The 23442-nt window shown below is 60.3% G+C and carries 20 protein-coding genes; 13 read left to right on the top strand and 7 right to left on the bottom strand.

Features of this window, described 5'->3' with window-relative positions:
* The first annotated feature begins 90 nt into the window (after positions 1-90).
* Entirely contained in the window at positions 91-1911 is a 1821-nt protein-coding gene (gene typA, locus AC3IX4_RS27465) for a translational GTPase TypA (RefSeq protein WP_489258437.1), read from the top strand.
* A gap of 200 nt (positions 1912-2111) precedes the next feature.
* On the opposite strand, the gene AC3IX4_RS27460 is transcribed toward typA, so the two are convergent.
* Positions 2112-2516, bottom strand: coding sequence for a YkgJ family cysteine cluster protein (locus AC3IX4_RS27460; protein WP_489258436.1), 405 nt, complete (start codon positions 2514-2516; stop codon positions 2112-2114).
* Positions 2517-2722: 206 nt separating this feature from the next.
* Between AC3IX4_RS27460 and AC3IX4_RS27455 the strand changes: the two genes are divergently transcribed.
* The 3 genes from AC3IX4_RS27455 (at position 2723) to AC3IX4_RS27445 (ending at position 6925) form a co-directional block, all read left to right on the top strand.
* Positions 2723-5173 carry a glycogen/starch/alpha-glucan phosphorylase gene (locus AC3IX4_RS27455; protein WP_489258435.1) on the top strand — a complete coding sequence of 817 codons (2451 nt, stop codon included), beginning with the start codon at positions 2723-2725 and terminating at the stop codon, positions 5171-5173.
* A gap of 141 nt (positions 5174-5314) precedes the next feature.
* A complete protein-coding gene (locus AC3IX4_RS27450) occupies positions 5315-6325 on the top strand; it encodes a class 1 fructose-bisphosphatase (RefSeq protein ID WP_489258434.1) in 1011 nt (336 codons plus the stop codon).
* 3 nt (positions 6326-6328) lie between these two features.
* Positions 6329-6925 carry a DUF924 family protein gene (locus tag AC3IX4_RS27445; protein ID WP_489258433.1) on the top strand — a complete coding sequence of 199 codons (597 nt, stop codon included), beginning with the start codon at positions 6329-6331 and terminating at the stop codon, positions 6923-6925.
* 97 nt (positions 6926-7022) lie between these two features.
* Here the strand turns inward: AC3IX4_RS27445 and AC3IX4_RS27440 are convergent, their stop codons facing one another.
* Positions 7023-8915 carry a methyl-accepting chemotaxis protein gene (locus AC3IX4_RS27440; protein ID WP_489258432.1) on the bottom strand — a complete coding sequence of 631 codons (1893 nt, stop codon included), beginning with the start codon at positions 8913-8915 and terminating at the stop codon, positions 7023-7025.
* A gap of 232 nt (positions 8916-9147) precedes the next feature.
* On the opposite strand from AC3IX4_RS27440, the gene bamE reads away from it, so the two are divergent.
* Both bamE and AC3IX4_RS27430 read left to right on the top strand, forming a co-directional pair.
* Positions 9148-9402: an outer membrane protein assembly factor BamE domain-containing protein gene (bamE, locus tag AC3IX4_RS27435; protein WP_489258431.1), complete on the top strand. Its 255-nt coding sequence runs from the start codon at positions 9148-9150 to the stop codon at positions 9400-9402.
* A 14-nt stretch (positions 9403-9416) separates the two neighbouring features.
* Positions 9417-9983, top strand: coding sequence for a lipocalin family protein (locus AC3IX4_RS27430; RefSeq protein WP_489258430.1), 567 nt, complete (start codon positions 9417-9419; stop codon positions 9981-9983).
* 113 nt (positions 9984-10096) lie between these two features.
* Here AC3IX4_RS27430 and AC3IX4_RS27425 read toward each other — a convergent pair whose 3' ends face one another.
* Positions 10097-11461, bottom strand: coding sequence for a formimidoylglutamate deiminase (locus AC3IX4_RS27425; protein ID WP_489258429.1), 1365 nt, complete (start codon positions 11459-11461; stop codon positions 10097-10099).
* A 143-nt stretch (positions 11462-11604) separates the two neighbouring features.
* Here AC3IX4_RS27425 and hutC point away from each other — a divergent pair, with 143 nt between their 5' ends.
* Together hutC and AC3IX4_RS27415 are read left to right on the top strand one after the other, a co-directional pair.
* Entirely contained in the window at positions 11605-12315 is a 711-nt protein-coding gene (gene hutC / locus AC3IX4_RS27420) for a histidine utilization transcriptional repressor HutC (protein ID WP_489261382.1), read from the top strand.
* Complete coding sequence (locus AC3IX4_RS27415; RefSeq protein WP_489258428.1) at positions 12312-12878, top strand: HutD/Ves family protein; 567 nt, start codon at positions 12312-12314, stop codon at positions 12876-12878. Before hutC ends, AC3IX4_RS27415 begins: the two co-directional genes overlap by 4 nt.
* Positions 12879-12930: 52 nt before the next feature.
* Here the strand turns inward: AC3IX4_RS27415 and AC3IX4_RS27410 are convergent, their stop codons facing one another.
* The 4 genes from AC3IX4_RS27410 to AC3IX4_RS27395 form a co-directional block, all read right to left on the bottom strand.
* Positions 12931-13587, bottom strand: coding sequence for a DUF2931 family protein (locus AC3IX4_RS27410; RefSeq protein WP_489258427.1), 657 nt, complete (start codon positions 13585-13587; stop codon positions 12931-12933).
* A gap of 173 nt (positions 13588-13760) precedes the next feature.
* The gene (locus AC3IX4_RS27405; RefSeq protein ID WP_489258426.1) at positions 13761-14417 is read right to left on the bottom strand and encodes a DUF2931 family protein; all 657 of its coding nucleotides are present in this window, start codon (positions 14415-14417) and stop codon (positions 13761-13763) included.
* Positions 14410-16263, bottom strand: a complete 1854-nt coding sequence (locus AC3IX4_RS27400; protein WP_489258425.1) for a type VI secretion system family protein — start codon at positions 16261-16263, stop codon at positions 14410-14412. Before AC3IX4_RS27400 ends, AC3IX4_RS27405 begins: the two co-directional genes overlap by 8 nt.
* A 3-nt stretch (positions 16264-16266) precedes the next feature.
* Complete coding sequence (locus AC3IX4_RS27395) at positions 16267-16752, bottom strand: hypothetical protein (RefSeq protein WP_489258424.1); 486 nt, start codon at positions 16750-16752, stop codon at positions 16267-16269.
* 656 nt (positions 16753-17408) lie between these two features.
* On the opposite strand from AC3IX4_RS27395, the gene hutU reads away from it, so the two are divergent.
* The 5 genes from hutU (at position 17409) to hutH (ending at position 23437) form a co-directional block, all read left to right on the top strand.
* On the top strand, positions 17409-19094 hold the full coding sequence (gene hutU, locus AC3IX4_RS27390; protein WP_489258423.1) for a urocanate hydratase: 1686 nt from the start codon (positions 17409-17411) through the stop codon (positions 19092-19094).
* 89 nt (positions 19095-19183) lie between these two features.
* A complete protein-coding gene (locus AC3IX4_RS27385) occupies positions 19184-20152 on the top strand; it encodes an ABC transporter substrate-binding protein (RefSeq protein WP_489258422.1) in 969 nt (322 codons plus the stop codon).
* A gap of 65 nt (positions 20153-20217) precedes the next feature.
* On the top strand, positions 20218-21069 hold the full coding sequence (locus AC3IX4_RS27380) for an ABC transporter permease (protein ID WP_489258421.1): 852 nt from the start codon (positions 20218-20220) through the stop codon (positions 21067-21069).
* Entirely contained in the window at positions 21066-21899 is an 834-nt protein-coding gene (locus AC3IX4_RS27375; protein ID WP_489258420.1) for a quaternary amine ABC transporter ATP-binding protein, read from the top strand. The genes AC3IX4_RS27380 and AC3IX4_RS27375 overlap by 4 nt, the downstream gene beginning before the upstream one ends.
* 14 nt (positions 21900-21913) lie before the next feature.
* The gene (gene hutH / locus AC3IX4_RS27370) at positions 21914-23437 is read left to right on the top strand and encodes a histidine ammonia-lyase (protein WP_489258419.1); all 1524 of its coding nucleotides are present in this window, start codon (positions 21914-21916) and stop codon (positions 23435-23437) included.
* The last annotated feature ends 5 nt before the right edge of the window (positions 23438-23442 follow it).

The raw sequence follows: 23442 nt of genomic DNA, 5'->3' as shown, positions 1-23442 counted from the left end.
CCCCGACCGACGGGCTGGCTGAATCATCGTTAATTAACATCCGCCGTATAGAATTGTCGGCAAACCGAATCCTCTGATCGAGATACACAAGTGATCGAAAATCTACGCAACATCGCCATCATTGCCCACGTTGACCATGGTAAAACCACGCTGGTCGACAAGCTCCTGCGCCAATCCGGCACCCTGGAGCGCAACGAGCTCAACGACGAGCGCGTGATGGACTCCAACGACCAGGAAAAAGAGCGCGGCATTACCATTCTGGCCAAGAACACCGCCATCAACTGGAACGGCTACCACATCAACATCGTGGACACCCCGGGCCACGCCGACTTCGGCGGTGAAGTAGAGCGTGTGATGTCGATGGTTGACTCCGTTCTGCTGCTGGTTGACGCTCAAGACGGCCCTATGCCGCAAACCCGTTTCGTGACCAAGAAGGCTTTCGAAGCCGGCCTGCGTCCAATCGTGGTCATCAACAAGGTCGACCGTCCGGGCGCGCGTCCTGACTGGGTTCTGGACCAGATCTTCGACCTGTTCGACAACCTCGGTGCCACCGAAGAACAGCTGGACTTCAAAGTCGTCTACGCCTCGGCCCTGAACGGCATTGCCGGTCTGGACCACACCGAGATGGCCGAAGACATGACCCCGCTGTACCAGTCGATCGTCGACAACGTACCCGCACCCGCCGTTGACCGTGATGGCCCGTTCCAGATGCAAATCTCGGCACTGGACTACAACAGCTTCCTTGGCGTTATCGGTGTTGGCCGTATTGCCCGTGGTCGCATCAAGCCGAACACCCCGGTTGTCGCCATCGACGCCAACGGCAAGAAGCGCAACGGCCGTATCCTGAAGCTGATGGGTCACCACGGTCTGCACCGCGTTGACGTTGAAGAAGCACTGGCCGGCGACATCGTCTGCATCAGCGGCTTCGACGAGCTGCTCATCTCCGACACCCTGTGCGACCCACTGAACGTCGAAGCGATGAAGCCGCTGACCGTTGACGAGCCAACCGTTTCGATGACCTTCCAGGTCAACGACTCGCCGTTCTGCGGTAAAGAAGGCAAGTTCGTCACCAGCCGTAACATCAAGGAACGCCTGGACAAAGAGCTGCTGTTCAACGTTGCACTGCGCGTTGAAGAAGGCGACTCGGCTGACAAGTTCAAGGTCTCGGGCCGTGGTGAGCTGCACCTGTCGGTACTGATCGAAACCATGCGTCGTGAAGGCTTCGAAATGGGCGTTGGCCGTCCAGAAGTGATCATCCGCGTTGTCGACGGCGTCAAGCAGGAACCGTTCGAAAACGTCACCATCGACACCCCTGAAGAATCCCAGGGCAAGGTCATGGAAGAGATGGGCCTGCGTAAGGGCGACCTGACCAACATGGTGCCGGATGGCAAGGGCCGTGTTCGTCTGGAGTACAACATCCCTGCTCGCGGTCTGATCGGTTTCCGTAACCAGTTCCTGACCCTGACCAACGGTGCTGGCATCCTGACCTCGATCTTCGATCGCTACGACACCATGAAGTCGGGCCAGATGTCCGGCCGTCAGAACGGTGTTCTGGTATCGGTTGAAACCGGCAAGGCGCTGACCTACTCCCTGGAAACCCTGCAGGCGCGTGGCAAGCTGTTCGTTGAACACGGTCAAGAGATCTACAACGGTCAGATCGTTGGTCTGAACAGCCGTGACACCGACATGGGCGTCAACCCAACCAAAGGCAAGAAGCTCGACAACATGCGTGCTTCGGGTAAAGACGAAACCATCGCCCTGGTTCCACCTGTTCGCTTCACCCTGGAACAGGCTCTGGAATTCATCCAGGACGACGAGCTGTGCGAAGTGACGCCTAAGTCGATTCGCCTGCGCAAGAAGATCCTGGACGAAGGCGAGCGTACCCGCGCTGCCAAGAAAGCCAAGAACTGATTGTTAGCTCCGGCTGAATGAAAACGCCCCCGGTCGAAAGGCCGGGGGCGTTTTTTTTTGTGCTGTTATTGCTGACAAACCACCGGTAGGAGCCGGCTTTAGCCGCGATGGCCTGCGCAGCAGGCCCAACGATTGGGGCCGCTGCGCGCCCCTTCGCGGCTAAAGCCGGCTCCTACCGGTGGGTTGATGTCCGCAGAAGTTCAGCGCACCAGAGGTTTTGGCTTGTATGCGCAAAACCCAGGCCTTGGCCCAATTTTTGGATGATTACGGCAGGTGTCCGGCCGCAGGTCATAAATCGTGCACATCCTCGACTTCTTATCCAGGTACAGGCAATCGTTGTTGCTCATGCGCTGTAACGTGAAGATGCCAGACTTCTGGTTGAACCGTTCGACGATGCCTTCCTTTTGCAAACGCTTGGCAATGTTCTTCGGCGGCTCGCCTTTTTCGAATTCGTCGACTACACCGATACGAATAAGGTCTTTGATCTTCACCTCCACAGGCATCGTGCAGCACGTCGACATGCAACCTCCGCACATATGGCTGGCATATTTCTGCCAGGTATCCAGGCGGTCGATTTCGGCGGCGGCGATCAGGGTAGGTTTCATCGGGATAAGACATCAGGGTAATCGGGCGCGCGATAATACCGGAGTTGGTGAATTTTTGAACAACCATTTGCCGGTTATGCCCATGAACAACTCGCGCTTGTGCACAAAAAACCTCGAACTGGGGCGGCTGGCTCCTGTTCAACCGTCTACTCTCAAGCCTCCCTTTTTCTTAATCCCATTCGTCAACTCTCCCCGAGGACGTCGTTATGTCTCAGGAACCGCTTGTCCGTGACGCTGAGGTGGCCGATTTCCGGGCCGCTGTACTCGCCAAACTCACATATGCGGTGGGCAAGGACCCCGATCACGCCTTCGACCACGACTGGTTCGAGGCCATCGCCCTCGCCGCACGGGATCATATGGTCGAACACTGGATGGACCACACCCGGCAGATCTATCGCAAGAATCAGAAGCGGGTGTATTACCTCTCGCTGGAGTTCCTGATCGGCCGGCTGTTGTACGACAGCCTGAGCAACCTGGGCCTGCTGGACATCGCTCGAGAGGCCTTGAGTGGCCTGAACGTAGACCTTGAGCGCATTCGCTTGCTGGAGCCGGATGCAGCGCTGGGCAATGGCGGCCTAGGACGCTTGGCAGCCTGTTTTATGGAAAGTATGTCGACCCTGGGCATTGCTGCCCACGGCTACGGGATCCGCTATGAACACGGCCTGTTTCGCCAGGCCATAGTGGATGGCTGGCAGCAGGAGCAGACCGAGAACTGGCTGGATTTCGGTAACCCCTGGGAGTTCGAGCGCCCAGAGGTGATCTACCCGATCAGCTTTGGTGGTCATGTTGAAACCGTGCACAACGGCGAGGGCCAGCCCAAGCAGGTCTGGTGGCCGGGCGAAACGGTGCGGGCGGTAGCGTATGACACGCCGGTGGTCGGTTGGCGCGGTGCCAGCGTCAACACCCTGCGCCTGTGGCGTGCACGGGCACTGGAAGAGCTGCATCTTGAGCGGTTCAACGCCGGGGACCACTTGGGTGCGGTCGCCGAAGTGGCCCGGGCCGAAAGTATTTCTCGGGTCCTGTACCCGGCCGACAGCACCGAGGCGGGGCAAGAATTGCGCTTGAGGCAGGAATACTTCTTCGTATCGGCCTCTCTGCAGGATTTGATGCGTCGCCACCTGAACATGCACGACTCACTGCTCAACCTGTCCGACCAGGCGGCCATCCAGCTCAACGACACTCACCCCTCCATTGCCGTGGCCGAACTGATGCGGCTGTTGGTCGACGAGCATGGCATCGCTTGGGAAACCGCCTGGCAGATCACCGTCGATACCCTGGCCTACACCAACCACACCTTGCTGCCTGAAGCCCTGGAAACCTGGCCGGTCGGCCTGATGGAGCGCATGCTGCCACGGCACATGCAGATCATCTATCTGATCAACGCCTTCCATATCGATGCGCTGCGGGCCAAGGGTATTCACGATTTCGACGTGCTGCGCGCGGTGTCGTTGATCGAGGAAGACAATGGCCGTCGGGTGCGCATGGGCAATCTCGCGTTCCTGGGATCCCACAGTGTCAACGGTGTCTCCGGGCTGCACACCAAACTGATGCGCAGTACCGTGTTTTCCCAGATGCACAAGCTCTATCCCAACCGGATCAACAATAAGACCAACGGTATTACCTTCCGCCGTTGGCTGTTCCAGGCCAACCCTGCGCTGACGTCCATGATCGTCGAGGCGCTAGGCCCACAGGTGCTCGATAACCCGGAAACCTATCTGGAGGGGCTGGAAGCCTTTGCCGACAAGCCCGAATTTCGCAAGCGCTTTGCCGAACAGCGGCTGCACAGCAAGAAGGCGCTGGCGCGAATCATCCATGAGCGCCTGGGCATTGGTATCGACCCGACAGCGATGTTCGATGTGCAGGTCAAGCGTATCCATGAGTACAAGCGCCAGTTGCTCAACCTGATGCACACCGTGGCGCTGTATCAGGCCATCCGCGACGAGCCCGGTACCCCATGGGTACCGCGGGTGAAAATATTCGCCGGCAAGGCGGCGGCCAGTTACCACCAGGCCAAGTTGATCATCAAGCTATCGAATGACATCGCCCGCATCATCAACAATGACCCGACCGTGCGCGGCCTGCTAAAAGTGGTGTTCTTGCCCAACTACAACGTCAGCCTGGCCGAAAGCATCATCCCGGCGGCTGACCTGTCCGAGCAGATCTCCACCGCAGGCTACGAGGCGTCCGGCACCAGTAACATGAAGTTCGGCCTCAACGGCGCGCTCACTATTGGCACGCTGGATGGCGCTAACGTCGAGATGAGTGAGCGGGTGGGGGCCGAGAACATGTTTATCTTCGGTCTCACTGCCCAGCAGGTGGAGGCGCGCAAGCGTGACGGAGACTTTGGCGCCGAAGCGGCTATTGCGTCCTCTCGTCGGCTCAATGACGTGCTGCAGGCGATTCGCGGCGGGACGTTCTCGCCCGACGACCCCGCGCGCTACACCGGCCTGATCGACTCATTGATCGACTATGACCGTTTCCTGGTCTGCGCCGATTTCGACGCCTACTGGGATGCGCAAATGAAGGTCGAGGCGCTCTGGTGCGAGCCCAAGGACTGGTGGCGGGCCGCTGTGCTTAACACTGCGCGCATGGGCTGGTTCTCTTCGGACCGAACCATTCGTGAATACGCCACTGAAATCTGGCAAGCTCTCGCCTGAGCCTGCCCGACTTGGCCCCGGGGGGAACTCCGGGGCCAGTCTGCCGTCTTATCCGGGTATCTACTTGCACGATGCTCGCTAGGTTTTGCCTGCGCGGTGTAAACTGCGCGGGTTTATTCTTCCCTTCCCTCGGAGCCTTACATGTCCCGCGTTACCCTGAGTCGCTATTTGATTGAGCAGACCCGTAGCAACAGCACTCCTGCCGATCTGCGCTTCCTGATCGAAGTGGTGGCGCGTGCGTGCAAGGAAATCAGCCATCACGTCTCCAAAGGCGCGCTGGGTGGCGTACTGGGCAGCATGGGCACCGAGAACGTCCAGGGCGAAGTGCAGAAGAAGCTGGACGTGATCTCCAACGACATCCTGCTCGAAGCCAACGAGTGGGGCGGCCACCTGGCCGGCATGGCTTCCGAAGAAATGGACAACGCCTACCAGATCCCGGGCAAGTACCCTAAAGGTGCCTACCTGCTGGTATTCGACCCACTGGACGGCTCGTCGAACATCGACGTCAACGTCTCGGTCGGCACCATCTTCTCGGTACTGCGCTGCCCTAACGAATACCTGAGCCAGAACGAAAGCCTGAACGAAAAGGCCTTCCTGCAGCCGGGTACCCAGCAAGTCGCCGCCGGTTACGCCATCTACGGCCCACAGACCATGCTGATCCTGACCCTGGGCGACGGCGTGAAGGGCTTCACCCTGGACCGCGAATTGGGCAGCTTCGTGCTCACCCACGAAAACATCAAGGTGCCGGAAACTACCGCCGAATTCGCCATCAACATGTCCAACCAGCGTCACTGGGAAGCCCCGGTGCAGCGCTATGTGGACGAGCTGCTGGCCGGTGAGACCGGGCCTCTGAAAAAGAACTACAACATGCGCTGGATCGCCTCGATGGTGGCCGACGTACACCGCATCCTGACCCGTGGTGGCCTGTTCATGTACCCACGTGATAGCCGCGAGCCGTCCAAGCCGGGCAAGCTGCGCCTGATGTACGAAGCCAACCCGATGTCGTTCATCGTCGAGCAGGCGGGCGGTGCTTCCACCGACGGCCACCAGCGTATCCTCGATATCCAGCCTGAAGGCTTGCACCAGCGCGTAGCGGTATTCCTGGGTTCCAAGCAGGAAGTTGAACGCGCGACTGCCTACCACAAGGAGTAAACCATGCTCGCACCTTGGCAGCCGTTGTTGGAGTGGTGGTTCGGATGGGGCGCCAGCCCACAGGACGTCGCTGACGAGAAGAGCACATTGTGGTTTGGCAAACACCATGACGTTGAGGCGCATGAGCGCTTCGGCGATCTGGTGGAGCACGCGCTGGCCGGTGGCCTGGACGAATGGCTGGTCAGCCCGCAAGGCTGGCTGGGCCTGATCCTCCTGCTCGACCAGCTGCCGCGCATGATCTACCGCGATACCCCGCGTGCGTTCGACGGCGACCGTCGGGCGCAGGTGCTGGCCCTGCAAGGGCTGGACAAGGGCTGGCAGCACCGGTTGCTGCCGCTGGAGCAGGTGTTTGTCCTGCTGGCGTTGGAGCATGCCGAAGTGCCGGAATTTCAGGACCGCTCGGTGCATCACTACCAGTTGCTGCTCGATGAAGTCCGCGAGGCCGACAAGCGTCTGTTCGAAGGCTTCCTGGACTATGGCCAACAGCATCAGCGAGTGATTGCCCGGTTTGGTCGCTTCCCGCACCGCAACCTGATCCTCGGCCGGGCCAGTACCGCCGAGGAAATGGATTTCCTGCTGGAGCCCGGCTCCCGGTTTTAAGACATTTTGTGGGAGCCAGGCTTGCCTGCGATGCGTCGTAACGGACACACCGCGGCGTTCTTATCGCGGGCAAGCCCAGCTCCCACAGGCCTGTCACTCAGATTCTGAAACTACCCACCAGATGCTTCAGCCGATTGACCTGGCTCTCCAGGTCATTGCAGGCCCGCAAGGTCGCCTGCAGGTTCTCCACCCCTTCCTGATTCAGCGTGTTGATTTCGGTGATGTCGATATTGATCGACTCGACCACGGCCGTCTGTTCTTCCGTGGCAGTGGCGACCGACTGGTTCATGCCGTCGATTTCACCGATCCGCTGAGTCACGCTGCCCAACCGCTCGCCGGCCTGGTTGGCGATGCCAACGCTGTGCAGGCTCTGGTTCTGGCTTTCGGTCATGATACTGACGGCCGAACGGGCACCGATCTGCAGCTCTTCGATGATGGTTTGTACCTGTTGCGCCGAATCCTGGGTGCGGTGGGCAAGGTTGCGCACCTCATCAGCCACCACGGCAAAGCCCCGCCCGGCTTCCCCGGCGCGGGCCGCTTCGATGGCTGCGTTCAGCGCCAGTAAGTTGGTCTGCTGGGAAATGCCGGTGATCACTTCCAGGATTTGGCCAATGTTCACCGTGTTGGTGTTCAGCGTTTCGATGTTGCCGCACGAGTCGCTGATCTTCACCGACAGCTGGTTCATCACCTCGATAGTCTGGTTGACCACGTGCTGGCCATCTTCGGCCAAGCCGCGGGCGGCGCTGGAGTGCTGCGAGGCGAGGGCGGCGTTCTGGGCGATCTCCTGGGCGGCGGCGCCCAGTTCGTTGATGGCGGCGGCCACGCTGCTGGTGCGGTTGGCCTGCTGGTCGGAATTGAGCATCGATGAGTTCGAGGCGCTGACCACCCGCAGGGCCACTTCGTTGACTTGGCCGGTGGCCGACGACACTTCGCGAATCGAGTCGTGGATACGTTCGACAAATCGGTTGAACGACTGGCCCAGGGCGCCGAACTCATCATTGGCGTGAATCTGCAGGCGCTTGGTCAGGTCGCCTTCGCCTTCGGCGATATCGTGCATGGCGCGGCCCATCACATGCAGCGGCTCCATCAGCACCCGAATCAGCAGGCCGAGCAGGGCAATGATGATCAGCACCGCAATCACCGTGGCGACAATGGCCGAGGTGCGAAACTCGCTGAGCATCGAGTAGGCGGCGTCCTGGTTCAGCACCAGTGCCACGTACCAGTTGGCGGACGGTATGCCTTTGATCGGCGTGAACAAGATGAACTGCTTGCGACCATCGACCATGACTTCTTTCAAACCGGCGCTGATCGGCGGGGCCCCTTGTGGGTAGGCCTGGTCCAGGCCCTTGAGCGCCAGGCGGCTGTCGGGGTGCACGAGGATTTTGCCGTCGCTGCTGACGATGAACGCCTGGCCGTGGCCGTCGAAACTCAGCGAATTGATAATCGCGCTGACGCTGCTCATATCGACGTCGGCACCGGCTACGCCGATGAACTGGCCGTCATGGCGCACAGGGGTGGCGACGGTGAGCACCAGTTTGCTGCTGGAGGCGGACAGGTAGGGTTCAGTGACGATGGTGTGCTGGGCGCTGCTGGCGGCCTGGTACCAGCCGCGGGCACGCGGGTCGTAGTCGGCAGAGCGATTGCCGGCCGGCACCGAGTACATCGCGCCGTTCTGGCCACCGAAGTAACTGAGCTGGAAGTTGGCGGCGTAGGTGGGCAGGCCGACACTGCGCGACAAGCTCGCCGGATCGCTACCGTCCACGGCGATCTGCTGGGCCAGGGACTGCAGCAATTGAATGCGGCCGTCCAGCCAGGTCTGGATATTGCCAGTGGTCAGGGCGCCCAGCTCCTGCATGGACGACTCAGTGTTACTGCGCAAGGTCTCGCGCTGGCGGTAGTCGTTGAACAGGATGAAGCAGGTAAAGGCGACAGCCACCACAAGGGCGGCGGCTAGCAGGATCTTGTGGCTGAACTTCAGATTTTTGGTCATTGATTGGTCTTGTGCGCGAGGCAAATCAAGGAAGGGGCGGGTGTTGAGGCTGCAAGGCGAACACCGTTCCCTCCTATGTCGTCCAAAGCGTGAGAAAGATGAGTAAGACCTATGGCCAGTTGACCAACGGTAAGCAAGATAAACCCGGCCCCGGCGGGAACCGGAACCGTTTTTTTACTTCTAAGCTCCCAGAAGGCGTTCGTGCCTCATTTATGTCCAGGAGTGACTTTCAATGTCGTTGCGTTCCCTCGCCCTATTGTCGATGTGCGTGTTGTTGGCGGCCTGCAGCAAGATCAATCAAGAAAACTACTCCAAGCTCAAGACCGGCCAGACCAAGGCTGAAGTGGAGCAATTGCTGGGCAGCCCAAGTGATTGTTCCGGCGCCCTTGGCATATCCAGCTGTACCTGGGGCGACAAGAACAGCTTTATCAGCGTGCAGTACGCCGGTGACAAGGTGCTGATGTATTCGGGGCAGGGCCTGAAATGACAAGCGCCGCGAGCATGACGCGTTGGCTGGTGGCGTTGTTGGCCTGTGTGGCATTGGCAGGTTGTGCCAGCCCGAACGGCGAGCTGGTCCAGCCCAAGACAGTCGAGCATGTTGATCTCAAGCGCTACGAGGGCAAATGGTTCGAGCTGGCGCGCATGCCGATGTTGTTCCAGCGCAAATGCGCGCAATCCGAAGCGCATTACAACCTCAAGCCAGATGGCTCGTTGGGCGTGCTGAACCGCTGCCAAACCCTGCAGGGTGATTGGGAAGAAGCGACCGGCACGGCGACCCCGCAAGTGCCGGGCAAGACCGATAAGCTTATGGTGGTGTTCGACACCTGGTTTTCAAAGGTGCTGCCGGGCACTGCCAAGGGGGAGTACTGGGTGATCTACCTGGGTGACGATTATCAGACGGCGCTGGTCGGTAACCCCGATCGCAAACACCTCTGGCTGCTGTCACGCAAGCCGCAAATTCCAGCGCTGATGCGTGAAGAACTGCTGGCCAAGGCACGCCAGCAAGGCTACGACACCACCCGCTTGATCTGGCGGGTGTCCGACCGAGATATCGGCAAACAACCCTAACCCCCACAACCCAAATTTGTAGGAGCCGGCTTTAGCCGCGATGAATACGCCGCGGTTTATCTGATGCACCGCGGCGTATTCATCGCGGCTAAAGCCGGCTCCTACCCTGGCAATCAGCCCAACAACTGGCGCAGCACCTGGGTAAACGCCTGGGCACTGTCCTGCTCATCGGCATGCCGCCCGTCACGCACCACCCACTTGCCATTGACCATCACATCCCGCACCTGCCGATCTCCGCCAGCAAACAACCAACGATTCAGAATTCCGTCTTCGCTGGCCGTGGCCAGATACGGGTCGCTGCCATCGAGTACCAGCCAATCGGCACGCTTGCCCACTTCCAGCGCTCCGACCGGTTGGCCCATTGCCTGCGCGCCACCCACCAACGCCGCATCAAACAGCGTACGTCCGATCATCGGCTGGTCCTGGCGATACAACCGGTTGCGGCGCTGGTCGCGCAGGCGCTGGCCGTATTCCAGCCAGCGCAGTTCTTCCACCACGCTCAACGACACATGGCTGTCCGAACCAATGCCCATGCGCCCGCCTTGGGCCATGAAATCCACGGCCGGGAAGATACCGTCGCCCAGGTTGGCTTCGGTGGTCAGGCACAACCCGGCCACGGCGCGGCTGCGGGCCATCTGGCTGACTTCTTCGGGGTTAGCGTGAGTGGCGTGAACCAGGCACCAGCGCTCATCCACCTCGACATTCTCGAACAACCATTGCAGCGGCCGTCGGCCACTCCAGCCCAGGCAGTCATCAACTTCCTTTTGCTGCTCGGCGATGTGGATATGTACCGGGCATTGACGGTTGCTGGCATTGAGTACCTGCGTGATCTGTTCTGGGGTGACGGCGCGCAGGGAGTGGAAGCACAGGCCTAGGTGCTGGGCAGGTTGCGCAGCGATGATCGGGGCCAGCTGGGCTTGCAGCTTCAGATAGTTTTCGGTGCTGTTGATAAAGCGGCGCTGGCCTTCATTCGGCGCCTGGCCGCCGAAGCCCGAGTGGCTGTAGAGCACCGGCAGCAATGTCAGGCCGATGCCGGCATCCACGGCCGCCTGGCTGATGCGTCGAGCCAACTCGGCCGGGTCGGCGTAGGCCTGGCCGTTAGTGTCGTGGTGTACATAGTGGAATTCGGCGACAGAGGTGTAGCCCGCCTTGAGCATTTCGATGTACAGCTGACGGGCGATGACGCCGACCTGCTCCGGGCTGATCTTGCCGACCAGCCGATACATCAGGTCGCGCCAGGTCCAGAAACTGTCGTTGGGGTTGCCGGCCACTTCTGCCAACCCTGCCATCGCCCGTTGGAAGGCGTGGGAGTGCAGGTTGGGCATCCCCGGCAGCAGCGGGCCGTTGACCCGCTCGGCGCCGTCAGCGCTGTCGTTGGCCTGGATGGTGGTCAGCAGCCCATCGGCATTGACCTCAAGTCGAACATTATTGGCCCATCCATTAGGCAGCAACGCGCGTTCAGCAAAGAAAGCGGGCATCGGTCGGCACCTCATTTTGTTTATTTGTATATACATATACAGACGTTTGCGTGCCCGGTAAACTCCGGCAAGCTATCGATCAAACTTTCGAACAAGGAATAACCGTGCCGACTCCGCCTGTCGTTTCAGCGCTGGTTGCCCAAATGGGCGATAGTCCGGCGCCGCTGTATGCGCGTGTGAAGCAAATGATCGCCCTGCAAATCCAGAACGGCACTTGGCCACCGCACCATCGGGTGCCGTCCGAGAGCGAGCTGGTCAGTGAGCTAGGCTTCAGCCGCATGACCATCAACCGCGCCCTGCGCGAACTCACTGCCGAAGGTTTGCTGGTACGTATGCAAGGCGTCGGCACCTTCGTAGCCGAACCCAAGACCCGGTCGGCGTTGTTCGAAGTGCACAACATCGCTGACGAGATCGCTTCACGCGGGCACCATCACACCTGCAAGGTCGTGCACCTGGGTGAAGAGCCCGCGGGCTCCGAGCGCGCTGTGGCGCTGGATATGCAAGAAGGGCAGAAGGTCTTCCACTCGTTGATCGTGCATTACGAGAACGATATTGCCGTGCAAATCGAAGACCGTTACGTCAATGCCCAGGCCGCGCCAGACTACCTCAAGCAGGATTTCACCCTGCAAACACCTTACGCTTATTTATCCCAGGTTGCGCCCTTGACTGAGGGCGAGCATGTGGTCGAAGCGATTCTGGCCGAGCCTGAGGAATGCAAACTGCTGCAGATCGAGCGGGGCGAGCCGTGCCTGCTGATCAAGCGGCGTACCTGGTCGGGACGCCAGCCGGTGATGGTCGCTCGATTGATCCACCCTGGTTCCCGTCATCGTTTGGAAGGACGATTCAGCAAATGAGCGAATTAAACGTGTTGCGCGCGGCCGATTATCCGCGCATGCCGTGGAAAAACGGCGGTGGCAGTACCGAAGAAATCACCCGCGACGCGGGGCAGGGGCTGGACGGTTTTGGCTGGCGCCTGTCGATTGCCGATATCGCCGAATCCGGTGGTTTTTCCAGCTTTGCCGGGTATCAGCGGGTGATCACCGTGTTGCAGGGCGACGGCATGACCTTGACGGTCGACGGCCAGGATGGCCGACCGTTGTTACCCTTCGATGCCTTTGCCTTCAAAGGTGACAGTGTTGTGTCCAGTACCTTGCTGGGCGGATCGATTCGGGACTTCAACCTGATCTACTCACCTGAGCGTTACCGTGCGCGCCTGCAATGGCTCGACGGCGCCTCGCGGCTGTTCAGCTCGGCGCAGACCGTGCTGGTGTTTGCGGCCGACGATCAGGTCTCGGTGGCTGGCACCTTTGACGCCCGGTTGGGCAAATATGATTGCGTGCAGGTCAGCGGTAACGAGCAGTTGATCGAGTTGAAACTGAACGGGCGCTGCTGCCTGATCGAGTTGTCGCCGGTGTAAGCGCCATTGCCTCCCCCAGGCTTTTGCCAAAGGGGGAGGAGCTCGGTGGTACTTACCACGAGCCATAGGGAATCCCGTACTTCTCAATATAGGCCTTGGCTGCTGGTTTCAGTGGCAAAGCGTACTCACCTCCGCTTCGCCCGCTATCAGGCCCTACCCTCACTACCTCGCCTTCCACTCGCGCCACGTCGATCGGCTTCAAACATGCTCCTCCAAGCCAAACCTTGGCGATGCCTCCCGGGGCAAGTCCAACGGTCAGCATGTTTCGATAATCCGTGATCCATTTGCCATCAAATTTGCAATAGGTCTTTTCGCCCTTGAGCATGGCTTGCTGGATGCTCTCGGGAATAACGATATAAGCCTCGTAGGTCTGCGGCTCCACCAGTGATTGCCAGCGCACATAGAGCAGCCGCGGCACGTCGGCCCCGAGCACTTGCTTGCCAGCGCCAGCACCGGGGTGCTTGGGCCAGCCGCGTGGATTGCCCTTGAGATTCTTCGGTGAGTTGATCGCCGCCACACCACTCATGGCCCGGCGGAAGACACGCTCCTGCACATCCACGGCATCGGCAGTTTCGATCCACACTTCCATATAGTTGGGAGCAAACAGGCCCAACCGCCATGAGTCGTAAGGCAGCCGACCGGTGCCACTGGCGCAGCCGCTCAGCCACACCACTGCGCAGAACAGCAAGAGGCCTTTAAGCCTACTCATTGGCGTGTTTCGCACGCTGATTGCGCTCTGCCGGACGGTTGATGAACAGCACCTCCAAATCGCTGGTATTCCAACTCTTGACGGCGTTCCAAGCCGAAAGGTAAATGTAGCGAACACACCCTGCAGCCTGAACAGAGGCGCTGGCACCAAGTCCGAAGACGGCAGTCCAGCACTTACCACGAGCCATAGGGAACCCCGTACTTCTCGATATAGGCCTTGGCTGCTGGATCAAGTGGTAAGGCATACCTGCCATCATTCATCCCTCCAGATGGCCCTACCTTCACCACCTCGCCCTGCACCCGCGCCACATCGATCGGCGTCAAGCACGCGCCCATGAGCCAGACCTTGGCAATACCGCCCGGGGCGAGACCTACGGTTATCGCATTGCGATAGCCCGTGATCCATTTGGCATCAAATGCACAGTAGGTTCTCTCCCCCTTGAGCATGGCCTGCTGGATGGTCTCGGGAATAACGATATAGACCTCGTAGGTCTGCGGCTCCACCAGTGATTGCCAACGCACATAAAGCAACCGCGGCAGGTCGGCCCCGAGCACCTGTTTGCCTGCGCCTGCGCCGGGGCGACTGGGCCAACCAGCCGGATTACCCTTGAGGTTCTTCGGTGAGTTGATCGCTGCCACACCACTCATGGCCCGTCGGTATACACGCTCCTGCACATCCACGGCATCGGCGGTTTCGATCCACACCTCCATATAATTGGGGGCAAACAGACCCAACCGCCATGAGTCGTAGGGCAGCCGACCAGCGCCACTGGCACAGCCACTCAGCCACAACACCGCACAGAACAGCAATAGGCCGTTAGGCCTACTCATTGGCGTGCTTCGCACGCTGGTTGCGCTCTGCCGGACGATTGATAAACAGCACGTCTAGGTCGCTAGTGTTCCAACTTTTGACGGCGTTCCAATGGGCCGAGAGATGGATGTAGCGGCGGCGCAGCAGCGCAAGATCTTCGGTACTTGGTTGCTCGGAGGACTCACGCAAGGCATAGGCCTGCAACTTGGCAGCAATGGGTTGCAATTCGGCAGGCAAAGCGAAGGTTGGATTATCAGGAATATCCTTGAACGCCACCCCGGCGCGCACCGCCAGCTCACGCATGATCCGCAGATACACCAAGGAGAGTTCTCCGCGCACCTGACGCTGACCCGCGATGGCGGCATAGACACGTTTTTCCGCCTGGGTATCGCGGCTCCGGTGCTGTGTTTGCACGTCCCAGGTGAGAATGCTCAGCCCCTCGCGCGGGAAATAGGCCTGCCAGTCGTCCTGGCTGCGCTCGAAACGCTGCAGCGTGCGGCGGTAGGCCTCGCTACGCTCGTTTGGCTCGCGCAGTGGGCTCAGGCTGTTGTCGGGTTTGCTTAGCAGTATTTTTTCCGTGGCCAGGGGCAGGTAGCCACCCCCAATATCCGAATGGCAGCCGGGCACCGGGATATCGTTTTCAGTGCGCGTGAGGGAGAAGTTGTGACGGTACTCGTCCTCGGCCACCAGGTGCACCACATGGCGAGCGATACCCGGTGCCAGGCGCAGGTTAACCCCGGGGCTATGGGCGTTGTGCGGGCTGAAGTCATAGCTCAGCGGAGCGACGATGCCACCCACCGTGTCGTACAAGCCAATGAAGTTGAGGACAACGTCGCTACCGTGGCGCCAGGCGAAGGTTTCGGCGAAACCAGGAGTCCCGACGGGCATAGCCCGTGCCAGCAGGCTAGCCGGTCCCTTGAGCAGGTCATTGGCGCAATGCCGGGCCGCCGCCGCTCCGCGGCTGAAGCCAAATAGGTCGATCTCGAGCCGACAGATCTTGAGGCCGGGATTGTTATCTAGCATCAATCGTAACTGCTGTAGCACCAGCGCCGGTGCCTGTTCAACCCGCGCCACCACGCCAGTGCCGCCTCCGCCGGTTATCTGGCTGAACGTAGAATCACCCCGGCCGCTACTGGTGCCGATACCTTCGAGGTAGACCTTGAGATAGGCTGCTTCGGTCCCTGTCGGCAAACGATCGTCGGCCTGATCAGGATAGAGATTGTGCAATCGCGCCACATTGCTGGTGTCATTGCCATAGCTGTCATCGGGAATCACCCCGGAGGCGCCATAGCCATAGGTGCGACAGAGTTGACCAATCGCTTCGGCGGCCTCGGTGTCCAACCCCAGATTGCTAGCTCGGCAACCTTCACCGATGTCGCTATTACCCTGGTTGTTGCCAGTGCCATCAAAGAACAGCCCCAGGCGCAACACAATGCCACTGTCCTCCAGTTCCTCTTCCTCCTCCTCCTCTTCCAGGCTGGAATCCCGGCTGGCAGGCCCAGGCTTGGCTGCCTCTGGCGCAAACGCCGAAACAGGAGCGCCAACCGTGGAACGGCCAGCCCCAGCGTCGGCGCCGGTCCATCGCTCGACACGCGCAATCAGTCGATTGCTACCCGGGGGGCAGCCGCACTGAATTTCTGCGTCGTCCAGTACCGTCACCATCCCATCCCAGTTAAAGCCTGGAAGACTGCCGTTGAGCACGCCGATTTTTCCGCATTGCGGACAGGGTGTCGTTTTATCCCCGGCCCGCAAGACACCCCGCCGCCCTTGTGCCGCCTGGGGCAGGCTGCTGATACACATCGCGCCGGTGGTGGTCAGGTCACCGTCCAGCCCCTGTCCTAATCCGTTAACAGTTCCTCGCCCCATGACTCAACCCTCGACCGTTGGCAGGAAGTCTTCTGGCAGGGTCTCGCCTTCACGGACCATGAACAAACCACGGCCTTGCAGCGTATTGATGACCTCGTCGCCATTACTCAGACGGCTGCCAACCAGCGCCATGTGGTCTTTGCCTTGACCAGCCCCGGTCACGATCTGCGCGGTACTGCCATCGGCATACACAGCGATATCGCCGACCTGAGCTACGTGAACCAGCTGGCCGTTCTCCAGTGTGATCTCCATCTGCGTCGTGCCTTGCTGGATCACCCCACCCTCACGGGTCTGGCTGCCGGTGGTTGCCAGCCGGTAAATGCCTAAGGCGGGATGGGCCGTGCAGAACGCTTGCTGCTGGCGGACAGAGGCCAAGACTTCTTCGTTGAATTGCGCGAGTTGCTGCTCAGTGAAAGGCGAGTTGTCGAGGCTGCGCAGAAACTCGGGGGAGGCTTGATTGGTATACAGCGGTTGCGACTGCCTATTCATTTTGATCATCCTGACTCTTGTTTTTTTGGAGGGTGTCCCTGTCTCATCTTGGCAAGCGCACTGCTCCGGCTGGGGCAATGCATGCCAAGAGAAGGGCTAGCAGGCCGTAAGATAGAGCGCAGATTTCCAAAAGTAAGTAGGACGTTTCTGAAACTTCTCTCTTTGAAGTGCGGCGTTTATCAAATGCCTGCGATGGCTTAGCCGCCGTACGTCAGGTGGACCGCGTTGTCTTCATCGCGGGTAAACCCGGCTCCTACACCCATAGCGCACCGCCGTCCAGGGTAGGAGCCAGCCTTGGCTGCGATGGCCACGCCGCGGTGTATCCCTTTTTCGCATCTTCCTCGCGCACACTGTTACCGAACGCCTCAAATCGAGGCAGTCACTCCATCTGAAATCTCTCGCAAAATTCCCCGCAAAATTTTCTCCACCCTGCGCAAAGCCCTGAAACAGAGGCTTCCCCACGCCTTTCAGCTTCTCGAACACATCAGCCAATAAAAGTTGGCAACCCGATTGCATATGCTTGTATGTACAAGTAAAGATGTGTGCGTATGAGTGACCAGGGCGGCCCGCCTGTTACCCCGAATTCGCCTGCATCGGCAGGCACCACTTGCCCACTGTCTGGGTTGGTTTGGATTGATCGCTGAGGAGTTTTTTTCGTGACTGACAATGCCCAAAAACAGAACAAATTCCGTGATGTCGAAATCCGTGCGCCACGCGGTAACACGCTGACCGCCAAGAGCTGGCTGACCGAAGCCCCGCTGCGCATGCTGATGAACAACCTCGACCCGGAAGTGGCCGAGAACCCCAAAGAGCTGGTGGTCTACGGTGGCATTGGCCGTGCGGCGCGCAACTGGGAATGCTACGACAAGATCGTCGAGAGCCTGACCAACCTGAACGATGATGAAACCCTGCTGGTCCAGTCGGGCAAGCCGGTCGGCGTGTTCAAGACTCACAGCAATGCCCCACGCGTGCTGATCGCCAACTCCAACCTGGTGCCGCACTGGGCCAATTGGGAGCACTTCAACGAACTGGATGCCAAGGGCCTGGCCATGTATGGCCAGATGACCGCCGGCAGCTGGATCTACATCGGCAGCCAAGGCATCGTCCAGGGCACCTATGAAACCTTCGTTGAAGCCGGTCGCCAGCACTACAACGGCAACCTGCAGGGCAAGTGGGTACTGACCGCAGGCCTGGGCGGCATGGGCGGCGCGCAGCCTCTGGCCGCGACCCTGGCCGGCGCGTGCTCGCTGAACATCGAGTGCCAGCAGAGCCGCATCGATTTTCGCCTGAGCAGCCGTTACGTCGACGAGCAGGCCAAGGACCTGGACGACGCCCTGGCGCGCATCGCTAAATACACTAAAGAAGGCAAGGCCATCTCTATCGCGTTGCTGGGCAACGCCGCTGAAATCCTGCCGGAGCTGGTCAAGCGCGGCGTGCGCCCGGACATGGTCACCGACCAGACCAGCGCCCATGACCCCTTGAACGGCTACCTGCCAGCCGGCTGGACCTGGGAGCAGTACCGCGCCCGCGCCCAGACCGAACCTGCTGCCGTGGTCAAGGCCGCCAAGCAATCGATGGCCGTACACGTACAAGCCATGCTCGACTTCCAGAAACAAGGCATCCCGACCTTCGACTACGGCAACAACATCCGCCAGATGGCCCAAGAAGAGGGCGTTGCCAATGCTTTCGACTTCCCAGGCTTCGTACCGGCTTACATTCGCCCGCTGTTCTGCCGCGGCATCGGCCCGTTCCGCTGGGCGGCGCTGTCGGGTAACGCCGAAGACATCTACAAGACCGACGCCAAGGTCAAGGAACTGATCCCGGACGACGCCCACCTGCACAAGTGGTTGGACATGGCTCGCGAGCGCATCAGCTTCCAGGGCCTGCCGGCGCGTATCTGCTGGGTCGGCCTGGGCCAGCGTGCCAAGCTGGGCCTGGCCTTCAACGAAATGGTGCGCAGCGGCGAGCTGTCGGCGCCGATCGTGATCGGCCGCGACCACCTGGACTCCGGCTCCGTGTCCAGCCCCAACCGCGAAACCGAAGCCATGCAGGACGGTTCGGATGCAGTGTCCGACTGGCCGTTGCTCAACGCCCTGCTGAACACCGCCAGCGGTGCGACCTGGGTTTCGCTGCACCACGGCGGCGGGGTAGGCATGGGCTTCTCCCAGCACTCAGGAATGGTGGTTGTCTGCGACGGTACCGATGAAGCGGCAGCGCGCATCGCCCGCGTGCTGACTAACGACCCGGCCACCGGCGTCATGCGCCATGCCGATGCCGGTTACCAAATCGCCATCGACTGCGCCAAAGAGCAAGGTCTGAACCTGCCGATGATCACGGGCTGAATAAACGCTTGAATCTCGACTGATAACGATGCCTAGGCCCGGATGCCTCTTGACTGCCGTAAACCAAATTCATGCTTAGGAGCGTCACAATGAAAATCACAAAGACCCTGCTGACGACGATGATTTCCTTCGGGCTGTTGGCAGGTGCTGGCGCAAGCCAAGCGGCCGGTTGGTGCGAGTCCGGCAAACCTGTGAAGTTTGCCGGCCTGAACTGGGAAAGCGGCATGCTGCTCACTGACCTGATGCAGTTTGTTCTGGAAAAAGGCTACGACTGCAAGACCGACAGCCTGCCGGGCAATTCCATCACCATGGAAAACGCCCTGGGCACCAACGATATCCAGGTATTCGCCGAGGAGTGGGTAGGCCGCAGCGAAGTCTGGAAAAAAGCTGAAGCCGCCGGCAAGGTAGTAGGCGTCGGCGCACCCGTGGTGGGAGCCGTCGAGGGTTGGTACGTGCCGCGCTACGTGATCGAAGGCGATGCCAAGCGCAAGCTGGAAGCCAAGGCGCCAGACCTCAAGGCGATTGCAGACCTGGGCAAATACGCCAGCGTCTTCAAGGACCAGGAAGAGCCCGGCAAGGGCCGTTTCTATAACTGCCCGGCCGGCTGGACTTGCGAGCTGGACAACAGCGAAATGCTCAAGAGCTACGGCCTGGAAAGCACCTACACCAACTTCCGCCCTGGCACCGGCCCCGCCTTGGATGCCGCTGTGCTGTCGAGCTACAAGCGTGGCGAGCCGATCCTCTTCTATTACTGGTCACCAACGCCGCTGATGGGCCAGGTCGACCTGGTCAAGCTGGATGAGAAACCGGGCGTGGACAAGTCGGTGACCATCAAGGTCGGCCTGTCCAAGACCTTCCACGAGCAAGCGCCGGAGCTGGTGGCGGTGCTGGAGAAGGTCAACCTGCCCATCGACCTGCTCAACCAGAACCTGGCCCGCATGGCCAAAGAGCGGATCGAGTCGCCGAAACTGGCCAAGTTGTTCCTCAAGGAGCACCCTGAAGTCTGGCACGCCTGGGTCAGTGAAGAGGCCGCCAAGAAGGTCGAAGCAGCACTTTGATTCGCGTGGTGGCCCAGGCTTTCGAGCAGGGCCACACCGGCATCTTACTTGATCGAGAATTTCCTATGTTTCCCGAAAATTTCACGTTCTCCATCGCTGACTGGGTCAATGGCTGGGTCGATGCGCTGGTGACCAACTACGGCGATGTGTTCCGGCAGATCTCCGACACCCTGCTGTGGGCCATCGTCAACCTCGAAGGCGTGCTGCGCATGACGCCCTGGTGGCTGATGCTGGCGATCATCGGCGGCATTGCCTGGCACGCCACTCGGCGCGTGTTGCCAACCGTCATCATCGTCGGTTTGTTGTTCCTGGTCGGCGCCGTCGGGCTCTGGGACAAGCTGATGCAAACCCTGGCCTTGATGCTGGTAGCGACCCTTATTTCGGTATTGATCGGTATCCCGCTCGGCATCCTCTCGGCGCGCAGCAATCGCCTGCGAGCGGTCTTGATGCCGCTGCTCGACATCATGCAGACCATGCCCAGCTTTGTGTACCTGATCCCGGTATTGATGCTGTTCGGCCTGGGCAAGGTGCCGGCGATTTTCGCCACCGTGATCTACGCCGCGCCACCGCTGATTCGCCTGACTGACCTGGGCATCCGCCAGGTGGACGGCGAAGTCATGGAGGCTATCAACGCCTTCGGTGCCAACCGCATGCAACAGCTGTTCGGCGTGCAACTGCCGCTGGCCTTGCCGAGCATCATGGCCGGTATCAACCAGACCACCATGATGGCCCTGTCGATGGTGGTGATCGCCTCGATGATCGGTGCCCGTGGCCTGGGTGAAGACGTGCTGGTCGGTATCCAGACCCTGAACGTTGGCCGTGGCCTGGAAGCGGGCCTGGCGATTGTGATCCTGGCCGTGGTGATCGACCGCATTACCCAGGCGTATGGCCGTCCGCGTCATGAGGTGAGCAAATGAGCAGCGCGAACATGAACAACAAAATTGTCGTCAAGAATGTCTTCAAGATCTTTGGTGGCCGCGCCGATGAAGCCCTGGCGATGATTCGCCAGAGCAAAACCAAAGAGCAGGTACTGGCCGACACCGGTTGTGTGGTCGGGGTCAATGACCTGTCGCTGTCCATCGGCAGCGGCGAAATCTTCGTCATCATGGGCTTGTCCGGCTCGGGCAAGTCCACTCTGGTGCGCCACTTCAATCGCCTGATCGATCCCACCAGCGGCGAGATTCTGGTCGATGGTGAAGACATCCTGCGCTACGACATGCAGGCCTTGCGCGAATTTCGTCGGCGCAAGATCAGCATGGTGTTCCAGAGCTTCGGCCTGCTGCCGCACAAGAATGTGCTGGATAACGTCGCCTACGGCCTGAAAGTGCGCGGCGAAGACAAGGCCTTGTGTACCGAGCGCGCGCTGCATTGGATTAACACCGTGGGTCTTAAGGGCTACGAGAAGTCCTACCCGCACCAGCTCTCTGGCGGTATGCGCCAGCGCGTTGGCCTGGCGCGTGCGCTGGCGGCCGACACCGACATCATTCTGATGGACGAAGCCTTCAGTGCCCTCGACCCGCTGATTCGCGCCGAGATGCAGGACCAATTGCTGGAACTGCAAAAAACCCTGCACAAGACCATCGTCTTCATCACCCACGACCTGGACGAAGCGGTTCGTATCGGTAACCGCATCGCCATTCTCAAGGATGGTCGGCTGATCCAGGTCGGAACCCCGAAAGAAATTCTCCACCAGCCTGCCGACGACTACGTCGATCGCTTCGTGCAGCGCCGAGTTGCCACTTTATAAAAGGAATCGTGCGGATGTCGTTCGCCAAAAAAGTCTTGATCGCCGATGCACCGCTGCGTTGGCAGGATGTAGTGGCCGTAGCCCGGCACGGCGCCACGCTGGAGCTGGCAGCGTCGGCCTGGGCGCGGATCGAAAATGCCCAGGCCATCGTGCAGCGCATTGTCGAAAGTGGTGAGCGCGCCTATGGCGTCAACACCGGCCTGGGGGCGCTGTGCAACGTCTCCCTTGCCGATGAGCAACTGAGCCAGTTGTCACGCAACACGCTGCTCAGCCACGCCTGCGGCGTCGGCCCGGTGCTGGCCGATGAGCAAACACGGGCGATCATTTGCGCGGCCATCGTCAATTACAGCCACGGTCATTCCGGTCTCCATCGCCAGGTGGTCGAAGCGCTGATGGCCCTGCTGAACCACGGGATCACGCCGCAAGTGCCGTCCCAAGGCTCGGTCGGTTACCTGACCCACATGGCCCACATTGGTATCTGTCTGCTGGGCGTCGGCCAGGTCAGCTATCGCGGGCAGATTGTTTCGGCTGCGCAGGCGCTGGCCGAAGCCGGCCTTGAGCCGGTGCAACTGGGCGCCAAGGACGGGCTGTGCCTGGTCAACGGTACGCCGTGCATGACCGGCCTGAGCTGCCTGGCCCTGGCCGATGCCACGCGCCTGACCCAATGGGCTGACATCACTGGCGCCATGACCTTCGAGGCCCTGCGCGGCCAGATCGATGCTTTTGATGCCCAGATCATTGCCCTCAAGCCCCACCCTGGCATGCAGCGCGTCGGCCAGAACCTGCGCAGCCTGCTCGACGGCAGCGAAGTCATCGCCAGCAGCCGTGGTATCCGCACCCAGGACGCCCTGAGTATTCGGTCTATCCCGCAGGTACACGGCGCTGCACGTGATCAGATCGAGCACGCAACCCGCCAGATCGAAACCGAACTCAATTCGGCCACCGACAACCCCTTGCTGCTGGGTACGCCTGACGACTGGCGCGTCGTGTCACAGGCCAACCCCCACGGCCAGTCAGTGGCCATGGCGGCCGACTTGCTGGCCATTGCAATGGCCGAGCTGGGCTCGATGGCCGAGCGTCGCCTGGACCGTATGATCAACCCGCTGGTCAGCGGCTTGCCGGCGTTTCTGGTCAGTGCCCCGGGCGTTAACTCGGGGATGATGATCGTGCAATACGTTGCCGCGTCCCTGTGCGCAGAAAACCGCCAATTGGCACAACCGGCGGTCATCGACAACTACGTCACCTCCGGTTTGCAGGAGGATCATTTGAGCATGGGCACCAATGCCGCGCTCAAACTGCACCGCGCGCTGGAAAACTGCACGCAGATCCTGGCCATCGAATACCTGCTGGCGGGTCAAGCCTTCGAGTTTCTCAAGGAGCAACGCTTCGGCCAAGGCACCGATCGCGCCTGGCGACTGCTGCGCGAACGCGTACCCGCGTACGAGCAGGACCGCTGGCTGGCGCCAGACATTGCCAGCAGCGCGGCCATTCTCAAGGATGAAACGTTGCTACACGCAACTTTTACGAACCTGCAGTAAGCCCA

Source organism: Pseudomonas sp. KH_021 (assembly GCF_057838865.1).
Note: the sequence above shows the minus strand (reverse complement) of the source record. Positions and strands in the feature narration are given on the sequence as shown.